Annotated in this window: 20 protein-coding genes and 1 tRNA gene; 7 read left to right on the forward strand and 14 right to left on the reverse strand. The window is 69.4% G+C overall.

All coding sequences use genetic code 11. The features are described from left to right. Positions 1–4: 4 nt before the first annotated feature. From OHB09_RS19220 to OHB09_RS19240, 5 genes are all read left to right on the forward strand, one after another. Positions 5–1,579, forward strand: a complete 1,575-nt coding sequence (locus OHB09_RS19220) for a complex I subunit 4 family protein (protein WP_191890203.1) — start codon at positions 5–7, stop codon at positions 1,577–1,579. Beyond that, positions 1,576–3,105: an NADH-quinone oxidoreductase subunit N gene (locus tag OHB09_RS19225; protein ID WP_328922295.1), complete on the forward strand. Its 1,530-nt coding sequence runs from the start codon at positions 1,576–1,578 to the stop codon at positions 3,103–3,105. The genes OHB09_RS19220 and OHB09_RS19225 overlap by 4 nt, the downstream gene beginning before the upstream one ends. Before the next feature lie 260 nt (positions 3,106–3,365). Beyond that, on the forward strand, positions 3,366–4,229 hold the full coding sequence (gene htpX, locus OHB09_RS19230; protein ID WP_006140971.1) for a zinc metalloprotease HtpX: 864 nt from the start codon (positions 3,366–3,368) through the stop codon (positions 4,227–4,229). After that, positions 4,226–4,618: a YccF domain-containing protein gene (locus tag OHB09_RS19235; protein ID WP_006140967.1), complete on the forward strand. Its 393-nt coding sequence runs from the start codon at positions 4,226–4,228 to the stop codon at positions 4,616–4,618. The genes htpX and OHB09_RS19235 overlap by 4 nt, the downstream gene beginning before the upstream one ends. Before the next feature lie 134 nt (positions 4,619–4,752). Further along, positions 4,753–5,019: a GlsB/YeaQ/YmgE family stress response membrane protein gene (locus OHB09_RS19240; RefSeq protein WP_006140964.1), complete on the forward strand. Its 267-nt coding sequence runs from the start codon at positions 4,753–4,755 to the stop codon at positions 5,017–5,019. Between the two features lie 90 nt (positions 5,020–5,109). On the opposite strand, the gene OHB09_RS19245 is transcribed toward OHB09_RS19240, so the two are convergent. Next, positions 5,110–5,598: a YajQ family cyclic di-GMP-binding protein gene (locus tag OHB09_RS19245; RefSeq protein WP_093593704.1), complete on the reverse strand. Its 489-nt coding sequence runs from the start codon at positions 5,596–5,598 to the stop codon at positions 5,110–5,112. A 219-nt stretch (positions 5,599–5,817) separates the two neighbouring features. On the opposite strand from OHB09_RS19245, the gene OHB09_RS19250 reads away from it, so the two are divergent. Then, a tRNA-Tyr gene (locus OHB09_RS19250) sits at positions 5,818–5,899 on the forward strand. A 164-nt stretch (positions 5,900–6,063) separates the two neighbouring features. Here the strand turns inward: OHB09_RS19250 and OHB09_RS19255 are convergent. The 10 genes from OHB09_RS19255 to OHB09_RS19300 all read right to left on the reverse strand — a co-directional run bounded on the left by OHB09_RS19255 (position 6,064) and on the right by OHB09_RS19300 (position 15,286). Beyond that, the gene (locus tag OHB09_RS19255) at positions 6,064–7,431 is read right to left on the reverse strand and encodes a tyrosine-type recombinase/integrase (protein WP_328922296.1); all 1,368 of its coding nucleotides are present in this window, start codon (positions 7,429–7,431) and stop codon (positions 6,064–6,066) included. A 72-nt stretch (positions 7,432–7,503) separates the two neighbouring features. Next, positions 7,504–7,692 (reverse strand): helix-turn-helix transcriptional regulator, encoded by a 189-nt coding sequence (locus tag OHB09_RS19260; RefSeq protein ID WP_328922297.1) that lies wholly within the window; start codon positions 7,690–7,692, stop codon positions 7,504–7,506. Positions 7,693–8,161: 469 nt separating this feature from the next. After that, positions 8,162–9,640, reverse strand: coding sequence for an ATP-binding protein (locus OHB09_RS19265; protein WP_328923039.1), 1,479 nt, complete (start codon positions 9,638–9,640; stop codon positions 8,162–8,164). 2 nt (positions 9,641–9,642) lie between these two features. Next, positions 9,643–10,503, reverse strand: coding sequence for a bifunctional DNA primase/polymerase (locus OHB09_RS19270; protein WP_328922298.1), 861 nt, complete (start codon positions 10,501–10,503; stop codon positions 9,643–9,645). 90 nt (positions 10,504–10,593) lie between these two features. Continuing rightward, positions 10,594–11,058, reverse strand: a complete 465-nt coding sequence (locus OHB09_RS19275; RefSeq protein ID WP_328922299.1) for a hypothetical protein — start codon at positions 11,056–11,058, stop codon at positions 10,594–10,596. 208 nt (positions 11,059–11,266) lie between these two features. Continuing rightward, positions 11,267–13,390: an ATP-binding protein gene (locus OHB09_RS19280; protein ID WP_328922300.1), complete on the reverse strand. Its 2,124-nt coding sequence runs from the start codon at positions 13,388–13,390 to the stop codon at positions 11,267–11,269. Positions 13,391–13,495: 105 nt separating this feature from the next. Continuing rightward, a complete protein-coding gene (locus OHB09_RS19285) occupies positions 13,496–13,813 on the reverse strand; it encodes a hypothetical protein (RefSeq protein ID WP_328922301.1) in 318 nt (105 codons plus the stop codon). Positions 13,814–13,815: 2 nt separating this feature from the next. Continuing rightward, a complete protein-coding gene (locus OHB09_RS19290; protein WP_328922302.1) occupies positions 13,816–14,163 on the reverse strand; it encodes an RRQRL motif-containing zinc-binding protein in 348 nt (115 codons plus the stop codon). After that, positions 14,163–15,020, reverse strand: coding sequence for a protein spdB (locus OHB09_RS19295; RefSeq protein WP_328922303.1), 858 nt, complete (start codon positions 15,018–15,020; stop codon positions 14,163–14,165). Before OHB09_RS19295 ends, OHB09_RS19290 begins: the two co-directional genes overlap by 1 nt. After that, positions 15,017–15,286 carry a DUF6284 family protein gene (locus OHB09_RS19300; protein WP_328922304.1) on the reverse strand — a complete coding sequence of 90 codons (270 nt, stop codon included), beginning with the start codon at positions 15,284–15,286 and terminating at the stop codon, positions 15,017–15,019. Before OHB09_RS19300 ends, OHB09_RS19295 begins: the two co-directional genes overlap by 4 nt. Positions 15,287–15,994: 708 nt before the next feature. On the opposite strand from OHB09_RS19300, the gene OHB09_RS19305 reads away from it, so the two are divergent. Next, complete coding sequence (locus OHB09_RS19305; protein WP_328922305.1) at positions 15,995–17,002, forward strand: XRE family transcriptional regulator; 1,008 nt, start codon at positions 15,995–15,997, stop codon at positions 17,000–17,002. Here the strand turns inward: OHB09_RS19305 and OHB09_RS19310 are convergent. The 3 genes from OHB09_RS19310 to OHB09_RS19320 all read right to left on the reverse strand — a co-directional run bounded on the left by OHB09_RS19310 (position 16,986) and on the right by OHB09_RS19320 (position 20,497). Further along, on the reverse strand, positions 16,986–17,774 hold the full coding sequence (locus OHB09_RS19310) for an NUDIX domain-containing protein (protein WP_328922306.1): 789 nt from the start codon (positions 17,772–17,774) through the stop codon (positions 16,986–16,988). The two genes, OHB09_RS19305 and OHB09_RS19310, sit on opposite strands and share 17 nt — an antisense overlap. Before the next feature lie 74 nt (positions 17,775–17,848). Next, a complete protein-coding gene (locus OHB09_RS19315) occupies positions 17,849–19,045 on the reverse strand; it encodes a hypothetical protein (RefSeq protein ID WP_328922307.1) in 1,197 nt (398 codons plus the stop codon). A gap of 906 nt (positions 19,046–19,951) precedes the next feature. After that, on the reverse strand, positions 19,952–20,497 hold the full coding sequence (locus OHB09_RS19320; RefSeq protein ID WP_371788293.1) for a hypothetical protein: 546 nt from the start codon (positions 20,495–20,497) through the stop codon (positions 19,952–19,954). Positions 20,498–20,641: the final 144 nt, after the last annotated feature.

Raw genomic sequence — 20,641 nt, forward strand, 5'->3', positions numbered from 1 at the left:
AGGCGTGATCGATATGAGCGAGTCCGTGATGCAGTTCCTTCTGGCGTTCCTTCTCCTCGCCCCGCTCCTCGGCGCGCTCGCCGCCCTCCTGCCGGCGCCCCCCGGACTGAAGGGGAGATCACCCGAGCAGGCCGTACTGCGGCACGGCGTGACCGTCACCGGCGTCGTCCTCCTCGCGGCGATCGCCCTGGCGCTCGGCTTCGACCACGACCATCCCTCGAAGATGCAGGCCACGACCGACATCAGCTGGATCCCCGCACTCCACGTGCGCCTCCACCTCGGTGTCGACGGCATCTCCCTCCCCCTTCTGGTCCTCACCGCGCTGCTGACCTTCCTCTGCGCGCTGTACTCCTACTTCAAGCCGGCCGCGGGCCCCGCCCCGAAGGCCTTCGTCTCCCTGCTCCTCCTGCTCGAGGGCGGCACCCTCGCCACCTTCGCCGTCCTCGACCTGCTGCTGTTCTTCCTCGCCTTCGAGACCGTGCTCATCCCGATGTACTTCCTCATCGCCCGCTGGGGCGGTGCGGACCGGGCCCGGGCCGCCTGGCGCTTCATCCTCTACACCCTGCTCGGGTCCGTGATCATGCTGCTCGGCCTGCTCCTGATCGGGATCAAGGCGGGCACGTTCGACATGGTGGCACTCGCCACTGACAACGGCCGGTCACTCACCGCGTCCGTGCAGGTCGTCGCCGTTCTGGCGATCGGCGTCGGGCTCGCGGTCAAGACGCCGATGTGGCCGCTGCACAGCTGGCTGCCCGACGCGCACACCGCCGCGCCCACCGTCGGCTCGGTCCTGCTGGCGGGCGTCCTGCTGAAGATGGGCACGTACGGGTTCGTCCGCATCCTGCTGCCGGCCGCACCCCACGGCTTCCACACCTTCGCGCCCTACCTCGCCGCCCTCGCCGTCGCCGGGATCATCTACGGTTCCCTGGCCTGCCTGGCCCTCGCCAGGGAGGGCGCGAAGGGCGACCTCAAGCGTCTGATCGCCTACTCCTCCGTCGGCCACATGGGCTTCGTGCTGCTCGGCATCGCCACCATGACCCCGACCGGCGTGAACGGCGCCCTCTTCGCCAACATCGCCCACGGCCTCATCACCGGCCTGCTGTTCTTCCTGGTCGGCGGCCTGAAGGACCGTACCGGCACCGTCGACCTCGACGCCCTGGCCAAGGGCGCGGGAGCCGCGCTCTACGGCCGGGCGCCCCGCCTCGGCGGCCTGCTCGCCTTCGCCGCCGTCGCCTCCCTCGGCCTGCCCGGGCTCGCCGGGTTCTGGGGCGAGATGCTCGCGCTGTTCGGGGCCTTCGACCCCGCCGCGGGGCTCAGCCGCCCCGCCTTCCTCACCTTCATGGCGATCGCCGCGTTCGGCACCCTGCTCACCGCCGCGTACATGCTCGTCGTGGTCCGCCGCGTCTGCATGGGAGCCGTACCGCAGGAGGCCTCGAAACTCACCGACGTTCACACGTTCGAATACGCGGCCTGGGCCCCGCTCGTCGTCCTCACCGTCCTCGCCGGCCTGTGGCCGAGGGCCCTCCTCGGCCTGACCGACCCGGCCGTGCAGCAGCTCCTCGCAGGAGGCACCCGATGAGTCCCCTCGCCGCCTCCGCGGTCCAGTCCGTCGACTGGCTCGCGCTCGCGCCCACCGTGCTCACCGCCGCCGTGGGACTCCTCGTACTGGTGGCCGACCTCTTCCTCGCCGAGGCGAGGAAGCCCCTGCTCGGCTGGGTCTCGGTGGCCGGCCTCGCCGCCTCCGGCCTCCTGCTGCTGCCCCTCCTGGACGGCGACCGCGCCACCTTCTGCGTCCGCGAGGCGGACGCCGCCACGCGTGCGTGCAGCTACACCGTGGACACCTTCACCCTCGTCATCCAGTTCCTCGTCCTCGGCGGCGCCCTGCTCACGGCCCTGCTCTCGGTCACCGCCCTCAAGGACTCCGCGCGCGGGCTCCCCGAGGGCGAGTACTGGTTCCTGCTGCTGTCCTCCGCGGCCGGCGCGGCCCTCCTCCCCGCCTCGCGCGACCTCGCCACCCTCGTCGTCGCCCTGGAGGTCGCCTCGCTGCCCGCGTTCGCCCTCGTCGGCCTGCGCCACGGCGACCGGAAGTCCTCCGAGGCGGCCCTGAAGTTCTTCCTCTCCTCGGTGACCGCGACCGCCGTCACCCTCATGGGCATCAGCTTCCTCTACGCCACCACCGGCACCCTCTACCTCACCGAGATCGCCGATCGCGTCCAGCACGTGGACAGCCAGTTCCACACCCTCGCCCAGGCCGGCGTCGTCCTCACCCTCATCGGCTTCGCCTTCAAGACCGCCGCCGTCCCCTTCCACTTCTGGGTGCCCGACACCTACGTGGGCGCCCCCCTGCCGATCGCGGCCTACCTCTCGGTCGTCGGCAAGGCGGTCGGCTTCACCGGCCTCATCCTGGTCACCGTCGTCGCCCTGCCCTCGTACGCCGACGTCTGGGGCCCCGCCCTCGCCGCCCTGGCCGCGCTCACCATGACCGTCGGCAACGTCGGCGCCCTGCGGCAGGGCGTCACGCGCGCCCACAGCGCGGTACGCCTGCTCGCCTGGTCCTCCGTCGGCCAGGCCGGCTACCTCCTGGTGCCGATCGCCGCGGCCGCCTACACCGACGACTCCGGGGAAGCCGGCCACGCCGTCGGCTCGACCGTCGCCTACGCCCTCATGTACGCGGCCGTCAACCTGGGCGCCTTCGCCGTCGCCGCCCTCGTGGGCCGCGCCCACGCCCGCAACCGCGTCGCCGACTACCGCGGCCTGTACGCCACCAACCCGCTCACCGCCCTGCTGCTGGCCTTCTTCCTGCTCTGCCTGGCCGGACTGCCGCCGGGCGTGATCGGCCTGTTCGCCAAGGTCACCGTCTTCTCCGCGGTCGTCGACGCGGGCCTCGGCTGGCTCGCCGTGGTCATGGCGGTCAACGTGGTCATCGCCCTCTTCTACTACCTCAAGTGGACGGCCCTGCTCTTCCGCGCCCCCGAGGGCGAGCCCGTGCGGCACCCGCTCCCGGCCCCGCTCACGGCCGCGCTCGCCCTCACCGGCATCGTCGGCATCGCCCTGTCCGGCGCGCCCCAGCTCGTCCTGCGCTTCGCCGACACCGGACTGTTCTGACCGGACAGGGCAGGCCGGCGCACCGCACGACAGGACACCGCACGCCCCCGGCACGACCCGGTACGCCCCCGCGGGCCCCCGCCCGCCGGGGCGCCTCACCCGTACGCCACGAGGCCGCCCGTGCGCGCACAAGGGAACTCGCCCAACCCGCCTGGCGTTGACCAGACCGGGAGGATCCACTGAGAAGTGGCGTCAACGGCATCCGTCGACAGCATCCCCAGACAAAGGGTTCCCCTGCCGCACGACTTGGAGGGCCTACCGTGCACCGCCGGCACAACGGGATCAGGACCGCAGTTCTCCTCGGGGGACTGTCCGCGCTCATCATCGTCATCGGCTCGCTCTTCGGCAGGGTCGGCCTGGTCGTGGCGGTCCTCGTCGCCCTCGGCACCAACGCGTACGCGTACTGGAACAGCGACAAGCTCGCCCTGCGCGCGATGCGCGCCCGCCCGGTCAGCGAGTTCGAGGCCCCCGAGCTGTACCGCATGGTGCGCGAGCTCTCCACCGAGGCCCGCCAGCCCATGCCCCGCCTGTACATCTCGCCCACCGAGGCCCCCAACGCCTTCGCCACCGGCCGCAACCCGCGCAACGCCGCGGTCTGCTGCACCGACGGCATCCTGCGCCTGCTGGAACCGCGCGAACTGCGCGGGGTGATCGGCCACGAGCTGAGCCACGTCTACAACCGCGACATCCTCATCTCCTCCGTCGCCGGCGCCCTCGCCTCCGTGATCATGTTCCTGGTGAACTTCGCCTGGCTGATCCCCATCGGCCGCTCGGAGGACGAGGACGGCCCCGGGCTCGTCGGCATGCTGATGATCATGCTCCTCGGCCCACTCGCCGCGAGCCTCATCCAGCTCGCGATCAGCCGCTCCCGGGAGTACGAGGCGGACGCCTCCGGCGCCCAGCTCACCGGCGACCCACTGGCCCTGGCCAGCGCCCTGCGCAAGCTGGAGACGGGCACCAAGCAGCTCCCGCTGCCGCCCGAGCCGCGTATCGAGACGGCCAGCCATATGATGATCGCCAACCCGTTCCGGCCCGGCCAGGGTCTCTCGAAACTCTTCTCCACCCATCCGCCGATGGGTGAGCGCATCACCCGACTCGAACAGATGGCAGGTCGACAGCGGTGAAAACGATCCTGAACGTGATCTGGCTGGTACTCAGCGGCTTCTGGCTGTTCCTCGGCTATCTGTTCGCCGGCGCGCTGCTCTGCGTGACGATCATCGGCATCCCGTTCGGCCTGGCGTCCTTCCGCATCGGCGTCTACGCGCTGTGGCCCTTCGGCCGCACGACGGTGGAGCGACGCGACGCCGGCGCCCCGTCCTGCGTGGGCAACGTGCTGTGGCTGCTGCTCGCCGGCTGGTGGCTGGCGCTCGCCCACATCACCACCGGCATCCTGCTGTGCGTCACGATCATCGGCATCCCGTTCGGCATCGCCAACTTCAAGCTCATCCCCGTCTCGCTGCTGCCGCTGGGACGCGAGATCGTCCCCACGGACCGGCCGTTCGCTGCCCGCTGACGGCCCGCACGCCGACGAGGGGCCCCGCCCTCCGCAACCGCCGGGGCGGCGAGATCGTCCTGTCGGGTGAGGACACGGCCGGCGGTACGGTACGGGCACGGTAGAAGGACGACGGGGAAGGGCAGGTCGAGGGCATGACCATCGTCAGCTGGATCATTCTGGGACTGTTGGCGGGGGCCGTCGCCAAGCTGCTGCTCCCCGGCAAGGACCCGGGCGGCCTCGTCGGCACGACCCTCATCGGCATCGCGGGCGCCTTCATCGGCGGCTGGATCTCCTCCCGGTGGCTGGACCACTCGATCAGCAAGCACTTCTTCGACGGCCCGACCTGGGCGGCGGCCATCGGCGGCTCCCTGGTGCTGCTGATCGTCTACCGCATCCTGTTCGGCGACTCCCGCCGCTGACCGCGCACCGGCCACGCGAGAGGGCGGGCACCCCCACCGGGGGCGCCCGCCCTCTCGCTTCGGCTCGTCAGGTGCCGAAGGCCACCGGACTCACCGGTAGTTGACGAACTGCAGGGCGAAGTCGAAGTCCTTGCCCTTGAGGAGGGCGATGACGGCCTGGAGGTCGTCCCGGCTCTTCGAGCTGACCCGGAGCTCGTCCCCCTGCACCTGGGCCTTCACGCCCTTGGGCCCCTCGTCGCGGATGATCTTCGCCACCTTCTTGGCGTTGTCCTGCGAGATGCCCTCCTCGATGGAGGCGAAGATCTTGTACTCCTTGCCGGAGAGCTGCGGCTCACCGGCGTCCAGCACCTTCAGCGAGATCCCGCGCTTGACCAGCTTCGACTGGAAGACGTCGAGGATGGCCTTCACCCGCTCCTCGGAGTTCGCCTGCATCAGGATCTTCTCGCCGGACCAGGCGATCGAGGCGCCGACGTTCTTGAAGTCGTAGCGCTGGGAGATCTCCTTGCCGGCCTGGTTGAGGGCGTTGTCGACCTCCTGCCGCTCGACCTTCGAGACGATGTCGAAACTGGAGTCGGCCATGTCCTGTGGCTCCTTGTATCGGGTGGATCGGGTGGATCGGGGGCGTACGCGGGCGGCCCGGCCCGCACCGGCGGGCCTGCGCCGCATCCGCATAAGCCTAGTCACCCCGGCCCCCTGCGGTACTGATCAACCAGGTGGCGGAGCACCCCCCTGCATCAGGTATCGTTTACGTCGTTGCCAGGGAGCACCCGCACGAGCGGCCTCCACGGCGATCACCCCGGCGGTGTGCCCGAGCGGCCAAAGGGAGCAGACTGTAAATCTGCCGGCTTCGCCTTCCCAGGTTCGAATCCTGGCGCCGCCACACGACCGAAAGGGTCTGTGACCAGCAGCAATGCTGGTCACAGACCCTTTCGTCGTTCCTGGGGGAGCGCGTAGCCATTTTGGGCGGTATTTCCCGGTGTGTCTCACCCTGACTCGCGTGCTGACCAGCCCGTGTGGGGCAGACGTGGGGCAGCCTCCGGGCCCCTAGCCGCCGTTCCTCAGCGCCTGCTCGATGCGCGCGTTCGCCGTGGCGGCGGCACCGTCCAAGCACTTCGCGTAGACCCGGAACAACACGGCCACGCTGTGCCCGGCGCGTGCGGCAACGACCTGCGGCTCAACGCCCGAACTCAACCACGTCGACACGGCGGCGTGGCGGAGATCATAGGGACGCTTGGCCAACTGCGACGAGCGCTGAGCAGGGGTGAGCGCACGAGCACGGGCCTCTGCCCACACCTCGCCATATCCGGTGTCCTGGATGAGCCCACCCCGCGCGGTCCGGAACAGCCGGCCGTCGGGAGCCGTGCCGTACGCCGTGACGTGCCAGCGCAACAGGGCCACGAGATCCGGCGGGATCGGCACGGTGCGGACCGCTTTTCGGGGCCGATGCTTGAGGCCGCGCCGATCGTGCGCTTCGCCGCTGTCCGTCCACGCCGATCCGGACCGTGGGCGGGTCTCTCGGAGCCGGAGCGTCCCCCACCCACGGCGGGGAAGGTCGCAGTCTTGTAGGCGCAGCCCGATGACTTCCGCCGGTCGCGCCGCCGCGTAGTACATGCAGCCGAAGAACGCCACGAGACGGCGCCCCCGGGCGCTCTGCGTCCGCACGGCATCGAGCAGGGCGAGGGCCTGCCGGGGGTCGGGCACAGAGGCAGGGTCCAACTCTTCCGCCACCTGCTCCGGAGCTTTCCACTGCACTCGTGGCAGGGGGTTGTCGGCCAGGCGGCCGGCGTCGACGGCGAACCCGAGCGCGTTGTGGAAGATGGCTCGCTTCCGTCGAATAGTCGACGCGGAAGCGGTCGTGCCGTCCAGCTTCCTGGTCAGGGCTTCCAGAGCCGCGCGCACCCTCATCCGGTCGGCCAGTGCCGACGTGGGCAGGGATTTCCGCTCGAACCAGTCGAGCACCTTCGCCACTTCGGCCGGCGGTTCCTCGTTGCGGCGGCTCACATTGAATGCCCAGCTGTAGAGCGCCGTCCGTACCGTCCGAGGGTCGGCCATTCCCTTGGTGTCCTTGACCAGAGCGGGCGTGACCGTGGCCATCGCTTCGGCGAGCGTCCGGCGAGTGGAGCCGGGGGAGTGCGTCCACTTCATCTCGATGTACTCGCGGGCGTGGCGGTACCAACTGACGTCGTCGCGCTCCCGCAGCTCGGAGAGCGGCAATCCTGTGGACTCGTCGAACGGCTCGCCGGCGTGCGCCGCCCGCAGCAACTCGGCACGGCGGCCGTCGGCCAGCGTCTTGGTGCGGAACGTCTGCGAGTGCGGGGTGGCGCCCGTCTTCCAGCGCAGTTCGGCAGAGCTCTGCCCCCGGTCCTTCCGCTGCCGAACGGACCAAATCCGAACGTCGTACGTCTTCCCCATCTGGGGCCTTCCTGTGGGAAGGGGCCCGGCTTGAGCCGGGCCCCTTGGGTCGTTTCTGGGTTGTTCTTCGAGCTACGCGGCGTCCTGCTCGCAGCGCTCCCACCACGCGTCAAGGTCGCTGCGGCGGCAACGGAGGTGCCCGTTGGGCAACTTGATGAGCTTGGGAGCCTGGCCACGGGCGCGCATGCGGTAGAAGGCGGCGCGGCTCATCTCGATCTCTTCGAGGACTTCGGGGAGCTTGAGCATCTTGGGGGTGGCCAAGGCAAGGACTCCTTGTCGGGGTTCGTCGGGGAGGGGCGGACTGCCGTGGGCTTCCGCGTGTGTCCGAGGTGTGGATTTCTGCGTCACCCGCGTCATCTGCGTCATTCATTGCGTTGACCTGGGGTTTTGTGGTGACGCAGCGGGGTGGGGGTGTGTCATCGGTGACGCGGGTGTCCGTCATCGGGTGACGCGGGTGACGCGGGGTGACGCAGGATTCGAGGGTCTGCGTCACCCGTCTTCCGGCAGGTCATCGCCGGTTTTCGGGGTGTGGGTGACGCTGGTGACGCAGCTTCTTCCTACTTAGGACGAAGGGGGGTGGTGTCTGTTGTGGTGCGCGGCTTGGAACGTTAAGAGGGGGCCGCTTCGCGGCGCGTTTGTTGCGGGGCGGCGGTGCCGCCGAACAGCAAGAGGAGCACGCGCCGGCGGGTGCTCCTCTTGCTTGTCCCGGCGGTCCGGGGGTGCCGGGCGGTCAGAAGGCCGCTTCCTGCTCCGACGGCGCCGGGGCGGCGGGGCGGGTGATCTCGATGTAGCGGGATGTTTTGGTGCGTCCCCAGTCGATGAGGACGCCCCGTGCGGCGAGGGTGGGTTGCAGCCGCTTGAGGCGGTCCGAGAGCACCTTGCCCGTGGTCGGCCACCCTTTGGGCAGGGGGCGGCACTCCTCACCGCTGTAGAGGCCCGTGAGGGCGTGCAGCCATTCGGCAGATGTCATCCGCTGCTCGCTGCCCGGTTCGATGGCGTCGGCCGCGTGCTTGAGGACGGTCTGTGCCAACAGGTCGCCCTCGATGACGTCGTCGTTGAGGTCGTCCAGGCTGGCCCGGTAGGCGGCCAGCGCCCCCAGACCGGTGGCGGCGTCGAGCTGCGCGCACAGGTGCGCGAAGTCCGCCATCCGTAGGTCCGTCGGGATGTCCGCCTCAGCCGCCCGCACTTGGACGGTGAGGTCCAGGAGTGAGCCGAGGATGATGGGCAGGGCCTCGGCGAAGTCGGACCACAGTTCCGCCTCTGTGCGCCGCACGCGGGGCCGCTCCAGCCGCAGGGGCAGGAGTCGTTCGGCGAGGTCGGGGCGGATGACGCCGACGTCGATTCCGGTCAGGAGCAGGGGGCGGCGGTAGGCGATGCGGAAGACGTCCCCGTCGGTGAACAGCGCCCGCTTGACGTCCTCGGCGCCGGTGACGATGCGGCACATGGCGTCGGAGAGTTCCGGGGTCATGTGGGAGAGGTTGTCGAGCGCGGTGACCCATCCGGCGGCCACGGCTGTGGTGAGGTTGTCCTCGTCCTTGGGGGCGCGGCGCAGGTCGCCGGTCATGCCCTCGATGATCCGTACGAGCATCCGCCCGCCCGTCGACTTCCCCGCCCCCTGCGGGCCCGTGAGGAACGGCGCCGGGACCGGGACCGACGGGGCGAGACAGCCGACAAGCCAGGCGATGGCCAGGCACTCGGTTTCGGCGGTGGCGAAGTTGCACAGCCGCATCAAAAGATCGATGCCTTTGCCGTTCGTGTCCTTGACGGGCAGCGGGAGTTCCCCGGTGAGCTGGGTGCGGCGCCAGCACACTTCCTTCGGGTCCGGGGTGCGGATGTCCCACCCGGCGGGGTGGATGCGCACCGACTGCCCATCGGCCCGTCCGAGGTCGAGCCACGTGGCGCCGTCGAATCCGGGGGCCACGCGGATGTGCACGGGCTGAACGTCCTCGGTCAGCGCCAGGGCTTCGATCAGGTCGAGTGCCTCTTTCATGGCGGTTCCGTTGAAGACGCCGACGCCGTCGCGGAACAGCCCGACCATGAGTTCCTGCCGGTGGCTGCCGGTGGTGCCCTGGGAGCGAATCGGGCGGGCCACGGGGTGGCCGTTGCGCTGCGCGTAGACGGTGCCGTCGGCGGTGCGGAAGTACCGGAAGTGCGATTGCGCGTACTCGGTGATGATCTCGCGTGCCGGGGTCTTGTCGTCCTCGGACATGGTCACAGTCCCAACATGGTGCGGGCGTTGGTCCACGCGTCGACGCAGTGCCGGGCCCTCTCGCCCTTGGCCTGCGCGGCGGTGAACAACCGGTTGACGTGGGTGTCGGTGAGGCAGCCGCACCGGCCGTGCCGGGACAGCACCGCGAGGAACGTCCGGTAGACGGTCGCGTGGACCGCGCTGGACGCTTCGGTGATCTGCTGCTCGGCCATGGTGATGCCGCGTTCGAGGTAGGCGGGCGTGCGGTGCGGGCAGTCCCCGCCGACGCTCGCGGGCACGGCATCTGCAGGGGCGGGGCGGGCGGGTGCCGGCGTCCTCGCGGCCAGTGCGCGCACGGTGTCCGGCAGGGCGGTCAGGGGGCCGGTGCCGGGGCCGAGGTAGCGGGCGTAGGACATGGTCGACTTGATGTCGACACCGGGGCGCACGGCGTTGCGGGAGGTCATCACGCCCCGGTAGATCCAGTGCTCACCGCGCGTCGTCTCCACCGTCCGCGTGGCGGGCAGGACGGTACGTGCCCAGTCGACGGCCGCCGCGTCGTCCAGGTCGACCACGGTCAGACCGGCGCCGCCGGGGTGGTAGCCCACGCACACCGCGCGCCGCCATGCCGCCGCCCACTCGCGCGAGTCGATGACGGCCGGGTCGGTGGTGGCAGCGGCCCACGCGTGGCAGACACCGGGGCAGTCACACGGGCCAGGGGTCTTCATGTTCGGCCGGCCGCCGCACGCGTTGCCCGCGCAGACACGGCAGTTGCCGAACGGCACCTTCCCCGCGCGCAGCGGCAGGACAGGCACCCCGGTGGCGGCCAGGGTCAGCGCGGTCCGCAGCGTTTCGGGTACTCGCCGGATGAGGGTCGGTTGCGTCATGCTGGGGGACCTCCAACAGGTCTGTAGTGGTTGGTTGGGCAAGGGCGGCCCCGCTTCTTTGGCGAGAGGGAGGGGCCGCCCTTGGCGTAGCTAGCCGTGGAAGTGGTTGCGCCTGAACACGGCCTTGCGGATGTTCACCGTCGTACCGCCCCGGTGGCCGCCGATACCGAGCACCTGCACGGCGATCCAGCCGCCGAAGATCACGGCGGCGAGGATGATGAGCTGGGTGATGAACGCGGTGAGTGCGGCGATGAACGAGGTGAGCAGGAGTAGTCCGCCGCAGACCGCGAGGAATCCGACGCCTCCGAGGGCGACGTTCACCGCCGCCCGCGAGACGACCGGCTTGGCGGTGAGCGGTTCGGGCTGTGCCGGGGCCACGGCGTAGCCGGTGACGATGCGGCCGTCGGGTAGGACGATGCTCGCCACCGCCGGGACGCTGTCCGGCTGCACCGGTACGAGGGGCGCCGGGGTGGTGGCGGTGGGCGGGTAGGGGGTGGGCTGGTGGATCTGTATGGCCCGCTGTGCGGGGGTCTGCGAGGTGTGTTCGGGGTACATGCGGAATCCCTTCCGGCCTACGGCCAGGGAGGCGTAGGCACCCCCTCGCGGGGGTGCTGTGGTGGGGTGTTCGGGGGGGTGTGACCTGCGTGGCTCCCTGCCTCCCTGAACGATCATTCGTGCAGGTCAGGGGGAGGGAGGCGGGTCAGGGAGGGGTTCAGGGAGTTCTCCCTGTCTCCCTGACCCGCGCGGGGGTCGCTCCCTGCCGTCAGTCGGTGGAAGCGGAACCGTCGGTGTCGCGGCCGGCGAGGGCGCGGGCGACGCGGTCGCGGGAGACGACCATGACGCCGTCGGACTTGTAGGGCTCGGCGCCGGCGTCGTCGAGGACACGCTTGAGGTCGATGAACGACCAGCCGCCGTAGGCGTCCCGGTTCTGTGTGGCGAGCCGGGCAAGCACGTCCTTGGTCCGCACCCGGGGCGCATCCCCGATGACGGCGGCGATGTCGGCGAGCGGGTCGCGCTCCTCACCGCGCTCGATGGCGTGCAGGGTGGTGACGCCGTCGCGAAGGGCCCGGGCGCGGGCGGCGATCTGCTTCGCGGCGTCGGTGCTGATGTAGTGCGTGCGGACCGTGATGGATGACTGGCCCTTGGGGATCTCGATGCCGTCGGAGGCGACGACCAGGGTTCCCCGGTCCAGCCCGGGGCGCAGGAGGTTGGGGGCGGCGCCACCGTCGACGGCCTTGTCTCCCAGCGCCATGCGCGCCTGTGATTCGGTGCCGAGCGCGAGGGAGGCGCGGGTGTGGGCGCCCTCGCGGACCAGCTTGGGAAGGTTCTGGTCGGTGGGGTCCTGGGTGCCCTGCCACAGCAGCACGTTGACCGCCCGTCCCTGGTTGTGGATCTTCCGGGCCGCCATGAAGTACCGGGAGTTGGCCTTGGAGCCGCCAAAGGGGCGCTTGTCCTCGTCCTTGGCCGGGCACATGAACGCCACCTGCGCCTCGTCCACCACAACGATCAGCGCGGGGAACACCGTGCCGGGCGGCGCCTGGATACGGCGGTTCATCTCCTCCACGGCGTCCTCGACCATCTCGGTGACCTGGATGACGTGGTCATCGGTCGGGCCCTGGATCAGCCGGGTGGCGAGTGCGTCGAACATGGCCCAGTCGCCCACGCCCTTGAGGTCGCCCACCCAGAACTCAACCGACCGGTCAAGGGCGAGCCACAGGGCGAGCGCCCGCAGCGCGGCGGTCTTGCCCTGATTGGACAGGCCTGTGATGAGCAGGTGCCGCTGGTAGACGCTCAGGGCGGCGGCGTCCCCGCGCAGGTCCTGTCCCCACGGCGCCTTGCCGGTCTTGTAGTTGGCGGTCATCGTCTCGTCCGTGACCAGCGGAGACGGGCCGATCGGCTCATCCAGCGCCCCGCTGTCGGCGATCCACAGCCGCACCGTCCGCGCAGCCTGCGGGATCGTGATGAACACTTCGTGTTCGTGCCGGGTCAGGTTCTCCGCGAGCTTGCGCCGCCGCTGCTGCACTTCCACAGTCGACACCCCGGAAGGCAACGTGACGTCGACCTCCACGCCGCATCCGGCGATCGTGATGGGGCCGAGCATGGAGGCGCCGGCGTCGCCCATCTCCTTGATGGCGTTGCGCAGCGCCGGGACTCCGAGGTCGCGCAGGGCCTTGACCACGATGGACGGGGTGATGGGCTCGCCCTCGCCCGACCGGACGTTGGCGGGCAGGGCCCAGGCGGGTGCGGCTTGTTGCTTGCGGCCCACGGACCACAGGGCGAGCAGGGCGAGGAACGGGCCGAGGGTGAGCGCCGGGCCCCAGACGACTTGCACGATGCGGATGAGCAGGGCGATGAAGTCGATGGTTGCCGTGAGCGGGGTGATGACGTTCCCCGGGCGGCCGGTGTTGACCGCCATGGCGACGCCGAGGGCGACCAGGACGCCGACGCTCATCCCTGCGCCGACGGCCACGCCCCGGGCGGCTTCCACGGGCGAGTGGAGCAGGTCCATGCGGCGGTGGTGGCGGGCGGCGCGGAAGCGCTGCAACCGCTCCTCCCACTCCTCGGCCGCTTCCAGGTTCCCCGCGGCTTCCGCCGCCCGGATCATCCGCTCATACCGGGCCCCGGTACGGCCGTCCCACGTCCGCTTCGCCACGATGCGGCCGCCGTTGAGGGTGTAGAGACTGTGCCGCGCCGCCGCCCGCACCGTGGCCCGGGTCGTCTCATGGGTGGCGACGGTCTTCACCGCCCGCCCGGAACGCACCCACAACGGCACCGGCCCCGTCGGCGGGGCGGGAGGCGCGTCGGGGACGACGGTGAGCACGGTCGGGGTGGTGTCGGGGGTCAGGGGGTCGGTGGGCTTGTGGAGGTGAACGACGTTCTCAGACATGCTGGAACTGCTCCTGACTGCCCCCATGCGGGGGCGGGAGGTGGAGTGAGCCGGGGTGGCCGGGTCCGTGGAAAGAGCGGCCACCCCGACGCTGATGCGGGCTGGTCAGAACCAGCCGGAAGACTTCTTCTTCGCCTTGGTGCGGGCGGCCTCCGTAAGCAGGCGCTGACGCTCGCCGTGCAGCGCGGTCAGCTCCGCGTTCAGCCGCATCTCCGCACTGCTGGTGGTGGCGTCCATCCGCTGCTCGGCACGCCCCGCGCTACGACCCCGCGCCACCTTGTAGGCGCCGCCCGCCACGGCGCGGGCCATGGCCCGGCGCTCGCTTCCGTTCAGCGGCCACCACTCGCCCCGGCGGACCGCTTCCAGCTTCTTCGCCGTCGCCTGAATCTCACGGTCCAGACGACGGATATCGGCATTACGCATGGTCAGGCACTCCTCGAAGGATCGTCGGGGTGGGGGTAGGCGCACGGCACGCAGGTGCCGAGCGAGGTCGGAATGACGTATCCCGCATCCCGGCGGCACTGCGGGCAGTAGCGGCGGGCGCCGTTCGCGGCGGCGAGCGCCGCCCACTTCGCCGGCGTCATCGGACGGACCGGCTTCGCGAGGTCGACGCGGTAGAGGTGGGCGACCAGCGGGGCCCGGCGTCGGCGGGGGCGTTCGAGGGTCGCGGCCACGTCCTGGCCGCCGGGCCGCAACCCTCGGGCACGGAGTTGGCGGCGGGTGGCGTAGCCGTCCGGGGCCAGGTGCCACCGGAAGACCGGCAGCGTGGCCATCAGGCCACGCGCTTCCACGCCGCCCTGAGACGGACCTCGGAGGCGGAGTGGCCGGCCGCGCGGAAGCGGGCGGCCATCTCCCGGTACGACAGGGGCGGCGTCTGGCTGTGCCGGATGTCGTGAACGAGGGTGTCCAGCTCGTCATCCGACAGCGCGGGCGCCGCCGACTCCAGCGCCGGAACCTGCTCGCTCGGCCCCCACACCGGCAGTTCCCACCGGGGCGTGACGCCGGGTGTGACGGGGGTCGTCACGCTGGTCAGCGCCCGTCCGGTCTCCTCACCCTTACGGGCGCTCTCCAGCGTCGACCACGCCCCCGCAAGCGTCTGCGCGGTCTGTGCTTGGACGCGTGCGACGCGGGCCCCGGCCTGCGTCACGGCCGTCAGCCGGGTCTCCTCCGTGGCCGCTTCCGCCCGCAGCCGGGCACGTGCCACGGCCGCCTCGTCCCGCGCTTCCTGCTGAATGCCCCGGATCGCGTCCAGGGCGAGCGGGGTCAGCGCGGTGCGCTCCCACAGGCTGTGGACCAGCCACAGGGCCTTGGCAGCGATCGGCAGCCACGCCACCGCCAGCCACGCGCCCGGGGAGTGGTCGGCGGTCAGCGCGTGGGCGACCAGGACGCCGGCCGCGAGGACGCCGAAGGACCAGCCGACGGCGGTGACGGCGCGGTTGTGGTCGCCCTGCGCAGCCAGACGGCGTTCGTAGGCGAGGGTGGCCAGCCATCCGCCGTCGATGCCCAATCCGACGACCAGGGCGACCGGCCACGGCACCGCCGTGCCCAGCCACATCATGACCACCGCAAGGGTGAGCACCATCGACACGGCCGTCATCGCGACCGCCGGAAGAACGGTCTTCGCCTTCACGCGGCACCCCCGGGCAGGCTCGCTCCCGCCGTGCGGTTGACCAGGGCGACCCGCGCGGCCAGCGCCCTGCGCCGGGCCCGACGGATACGCCGCTCGTCGACCTCGGTCGGGGTGCGGTCCAGGGTGACGATGTGCGCGTCCAACAGGTCGACGTCCGCCAGGATCACGGGCATCTCCCGCTCGACCGCGTCCAGCTCGGCAGCGGTCGGCTCGATGAAGTCAGCGAACGCCGTAATGGCGTCCTGAAGTGTGACAACGTGGTTCATGGGTCGTGGTTCCTTCCAGCGAGGAACGGCCCGAACAGCGGCCCCGGGTCTAGCCACCCGGGGCCGCGCGCCGTTGGAGTCGGTTCCGGCTCCCCTCAGCGCTGCTCGTACGAGACGAGCAGCGGAGGCAACCGGCCGCAGCTCGAATGCGCTGCGGTAAGTCGTGGTCGTGCAGGTGTCTCCTTCGGGAACACGGGCTCCCGTTACAGGCGTATGGAGACGTGACCTTCCGGTCTAAGCCCTCCCGAATGACCAGGGTCGGGGGCGCCCTCGGCCCGCTCTGTCCCGGGCCCCTTGACGCTGCGTTCGCGAACGCAGCGCCCGTCGATGTACACCACGGCTCGGACGCGAGTCCGTTAACTGGCGCGCACCAGTAGATTGCATCTGGTGCGCACCAGAGTCAAGGTGGTTCGCCGGATCGGGAGGCGTTCACCCTGCTGCGGTGCCTCTCCAGAAGACCTCTCGGAGGGGGTCGCTCGGTAGCCAACAGGGCTTAACTTTCGTCCTGTTAACCCCTGTTGACCTGCGGCAATGTGCGGCATGCTGAGAGGGTCAGTGAAGGCACCCACCGTCGGACGGTGATCTGTGAGCGCAGGACTTCGAGGCGCGCGGACGGCGCGCGGCTGGTCTCAGGAACGGTTGGTTCGTGAGATTGAGCGGTACGCCCGGCAGAACGTCACGGACGTCGCGTCGACCGCCAGTTTGCGGGTGTACGTATCCGAGTGGGAGAACGGCAAGCGCACCCTGTCGGACCGGTATGCGGCCATCCTGCGGAAGCTGCTCGGGGTCACCGATGCGGAGCTGAGGGACAGCGGCCCGGCGCCGGTGGTCCCGTCGGCGGACGGATACGACGAACTGCTCAGCCGGATCGATGCGGCCGGCAGTGTCGGGGCGCCCATGGTCAAGGCGTTCAACGACCAGACCGAGCTACTGCGCACCATGGATCGGCAGATGGGCGCGGCTGGCCTGGTCGACCAGATGACAGGCCACCTTGCCGCGCTGGAAGACGCGCTCAACTTCGCTGTGCTGCCCGCCGCGCGTCAGCCCGTGGCACTCGCCCTCGCGGGCGCGTCGACCCTCGCGGCGTGGCAGGCAATCGACTCCGGGGCGGTCGAAAGGGCGTGGCGGCACTACGAACTCGCCAAGCGGGCGGCGCGCGACGCTGAGGCGCCCATGTACCTCGCGCACGCCATGGCGGAACAGGCGTACGTGCTCTGCGAGGCGGGTCGGCCGGCGCTCGGAGTCGACCTGGTCCGCGACGCGCAGCGCACCGTCGACCGGTCCGGCTCCGCTCGGCTCCGGGCGTGGCTGTACGCGGCGGAAGCGGAGATGTGCGCGTACGCCGGCCTGCCGGACGACTGCCGGCGTGCGCTCGATGCCGCCATGGCCACGATCCCGCCGGGCCCGGAGGACCGGGACCCAGACATGCTGAGCATCTTCCTGAACGGCGTCCACCTGACCCGGTGGCAGGGCAACGTGCTCGCCCTGCTCGGCGACGGCGACGCGGTCACGAGCCTGTACGGGGCGCTGGAACGGATGGACCCCACCTTCGTGCGGGCCCGGGCCGGTCTGCACACGGACCTGGCGCACGCGCACCTGACGCGAGCCGAGTACGACGACGCGCACACTCACTTGCGGCAGGCGCGGCTGTTGGCGAGCCGCACCGGTTCGGTGCGGCAGCGCCGCCGCGTCGACATGCTCAGCGCGCGGTTGTGATTCCCTGTGCGCGCCGGTTGGCCAGGATGTGCAGCAGGGCAACGAGGGTGCCGGACCCCATGAGGTCGCCGCGGGCCATGAGCCCCGGAACGTCTGCCAGGGGAACCCACTCGATGTGGCCGGCTTCTTCGAGGTCGGTCGGCTCGCCCACCTTCTCCGCCCCGTGGCCTACGAAGATGTCGTGAGGCGAGTCGACCATGCCCACCATGGGCTGATACGTGACGACGTGTTCCAGGGACTTCGGCCGCCACCCCGTCTCTTCCACGACTTCCCGTAGCGCCGTCTCCGCCGGTTCCTCGCCGGCGTCGACGATGCCGCCCGGGAGCTCCCAACCGAATCGCTGGGGGACGAAGCGGTACCGCCACATCATGAGCACGCGGTCTTGGTCATCCAGAACGGCGGTCACGGCGACGTGGTGCAGCTTTACGACGTGGTGCTCGAATGGCTCCATGCCGGGCGGCTGCACGTCCCACATCTGGAGCTTGACCCAACGGTTGTCGTAGAGGTCGCGCTCCCCGTGGATCTGCCACGGCTCCACACCCTCCGGCCGCCCGACGCTCACTGCACCCGGCACCCGGTACGAACTGCGCCCCCGCACCTCCAACGCACCCTCGGCAACGAGACGGGCCAGCACTTGCCGCAGCGCCGTCCGCCCAATGCCGAGTTCTTCGACCAGCACACGCTCTGAGGGAAATTTGTCGCCGGGGGCGTACTCGCCTGACGCAAGCCGTGAGCAAAGCGTTTCGTAGACCTTGGTCGTCTTCGGTCCCATTCGCGGAGCACTCTCCGTTCTGCCGTGGTGCATGCCAGTTTAGCGGGTGGTCGTTGTGCATGTAATCGCCATCATCAGTCGACTGGCCGCACCCTGCTTTCTGGATCCTCCTTAGCTGAGATGGCCGCTCCTTTTATGGAACGAGTCACAACTTCGTTGAAAATCAATCGCACGCGAATCGGTGAATTACTAAGGAGCTGACGCGTTCGTTCTGCTTCGTCTTTGGTCTGCAGGTCAAATGCCCGCGTAAGGATTGGGCGCACATCTTCCGGATCGACCCTACTGGCTGCGTCAACCCTACGTAGGACCTGGTCAGGGCCGTAACCGAGTCGGACAGCGAGGCTGCGGGGTAGCCCTTCGACTGATGCTTCCTCAGGTGAGGCAGATACCAGGTGCTTTCTCAGGGTCGCCGTGGATTCTTCGCGGAGTCGTTCACGCTTAGCGTCTTCCAGTTCGCTTTGCAAGGCTGCGATTCTCTCCTGAGCCGCAGTCATCTGGTCTTGTGCCTCAGCGTACTTTTGAGCCGCGCTCTGTTGCGCTTCGTCTGTTGCTGTGTGAACGTGTTCTGCTGCTGTTCTCGTGTCTATGTGGGATGGTTCTTCCTCGGTCTTCTTTCCTTCTCTTGCTTCGACGCTCTCGATTTGCCGCTCTAGTTGATCGCATCGCTCTTCGGCCAGCATACGTGCATTTGTGGCTTCCTTGAGCTGCTTCTTTAGGACATCGATCTCTGCCTGTAGTTGTTCTCTCTCCTGGCGCAGGTCATCAGCCTCGGAGGCAAAGAGTTCGATCTCTGCCTTGGCTGCCTGTCTATCTGCTGCCCGAACTGCACGTAAAGCTTTCAGTTCAACATTCAGGTGATCTATCTGTTGCTGGGACTCGTGGAGTGTCTGCCTAAGTAGTCGCTCGAGGGAAGCTGCTTCGCGTGCCTGCTCGTCTGCCTCCTCGAGAAGTCGTTGCAGGTCGGCTGTTCTCTTAGTTCCCGTGGTGGCGCCAGCCGCGCGAACGTATAGCTGACGTAGTAGCGCTACGGCTTCATCGCTCGTCTGGCTTTCCCGTGCCTCTGCCACGTGTGCGAGCAAATTGACGATGAAACTCCATGAGGGGATTCGCAGCCCTTTGAGGTATCGAGAAAGTGTGCCCGGGTCGGTGTGGCATCGAGCGGCGTACCTGCGCATCGAAATGCCGAGCGAGTCGAACAATGTTCGCAGTGCTTCAGCTAGAGCGCGGTTCTCCTCGGGTACTGCTTCGCCGATGGGTTCTAGCGTCCCCATGTGATCCTCCCCCAGGGCGTTGCGTCACTCGCAACACCCACTGTTGGCGCTCCTGCAACAGTGCGGCTCGCCTGATCAGAGGTCGAGAGTCTACTGGTGCAGGTTCGTGAAGCTATGAAGCAATGATGCCCGTTGCGGCGAGGGCAACGCCAGGGCGGCCGTCCTCCCGGTGTTGCCAACCCGCAGCAACACCCTGTTGCGGTTTCTGCATCATCCACCTTCGACGGCACGCTTAGGGCGATACCCAATAAGGGCTGCGGCCCGCCGAAGAAAGGCAGAAGAGAGTGACTACCCGCGAGGACTCTTATTCGAACGCTGCTCGCCTGTTTGACTTTATGGCCTTTGTGGGCATTCTCTCCGTGATTATTACTGTCGCCTACCTGGGAGTGCAGGCCACTTCCATCGCTGCTATCGCCGCTTTGGTTGGGGTCTGTGGTCGTATCTGGGTAGCTATCACCCGGCAGTCGGGCACGTTCCGTAGGGATAAGGCGCACGTGACGTGGGCTCCAGGTAAGTGGCAAGGCAAGATCGAGACCGAACGTCGGGCGGAAGGAACGTCACAGGAGTAACTACGCCGCCCGCCCCACGTGTGGGGCATCCAAGGGGCAGGCCGACGTGAAGGGGAGAGACGTCCAGCTTGATGGCGATACCCCGCGCAGACTGTAAATCTGCCGGCTTCGCCTTCCCAGGTTCGAATCCTGGCGCCGCCACACGACCGAAAGGGTCTGTGACCAGCAGCAATGCTGATCGCAGACCCTTTCGTCGTTCCCGGGGAGTTCCAGTGGAGCGGGTGGCCGTTTTGCGGGTGTGGGGCAGCTTCCGGGCCCTGACCGTCGTTCCGCAGCGCCTGCTCGATGCGCGCGTACGCCGTGGCGGCGGCGCCGTCCAGGCACCGCGCGCGGGCCGTCAGAGGTTGCCGGGGCCCGCCGTTGCCACGGCCTCGGTCGCCGCCCGCCGCAGCGCACGTTGCGTGAGCCGGCTGTTCTTCCCGCCGGTCAGGCAGGCCACGGCACGGCCCACCCATTCCGGGTCGCCGAGGAGGTGGGGTTTCCCCTCGTCGACGAGCTGCCGCAGCAGACTCTCCAGCCGGAGGGCATCCACCGCCCGGTACGGGCGCGCGTGCTGGTCGAAGCGCAGCTGGTGGTCCTCGTACGGGTGGCGAAGCGTCATGTGCATCCAACCTCCGTCACGCCCCGCAACCGTTCCCTTGAGCGTGTACATGCCCCTGCGGTCCGTGTTCCAGGAGTGCTTGCCCCAGGTGAGCCGGATGCCGGTCATGATCCGTGACCACGGGATCAACCGTCCCTCGGAGTCCGGCTCGCGCTGGTGGAACCCGTCCGGGCGGAGCTCCACCCAGTGGGTGTCCGGGCGGGTGGCGTCTCCGACCGCCCAACGCCCGCTGACCAGTTCCAACGGTCCCAGATGTGTACCGTCCGCCTCCATGTGGGGCATTGAATCACGCGCTCCGTGACCTGCTCCAGAAGCAGGTCACGGGCCCTTCGTCGGGTGCCCGGCGGGTCGGGGCGCCGTTCGCTCCTCCCGGTGCCGTGGGTGGAGCGGCGCGGGGCTGGGCCGCCCCGGTGATCCTCGGGGCGG

The organism is Streptomyces griseoaurantiacus (assembly GCF_036189845.1).
Lineage (GTDB): Bacteria > Actinomycetota > Actinomycetes > Streptomycetales > Streptomycetaceae > Streptomyces > Streptomyces griseoaurantiacus.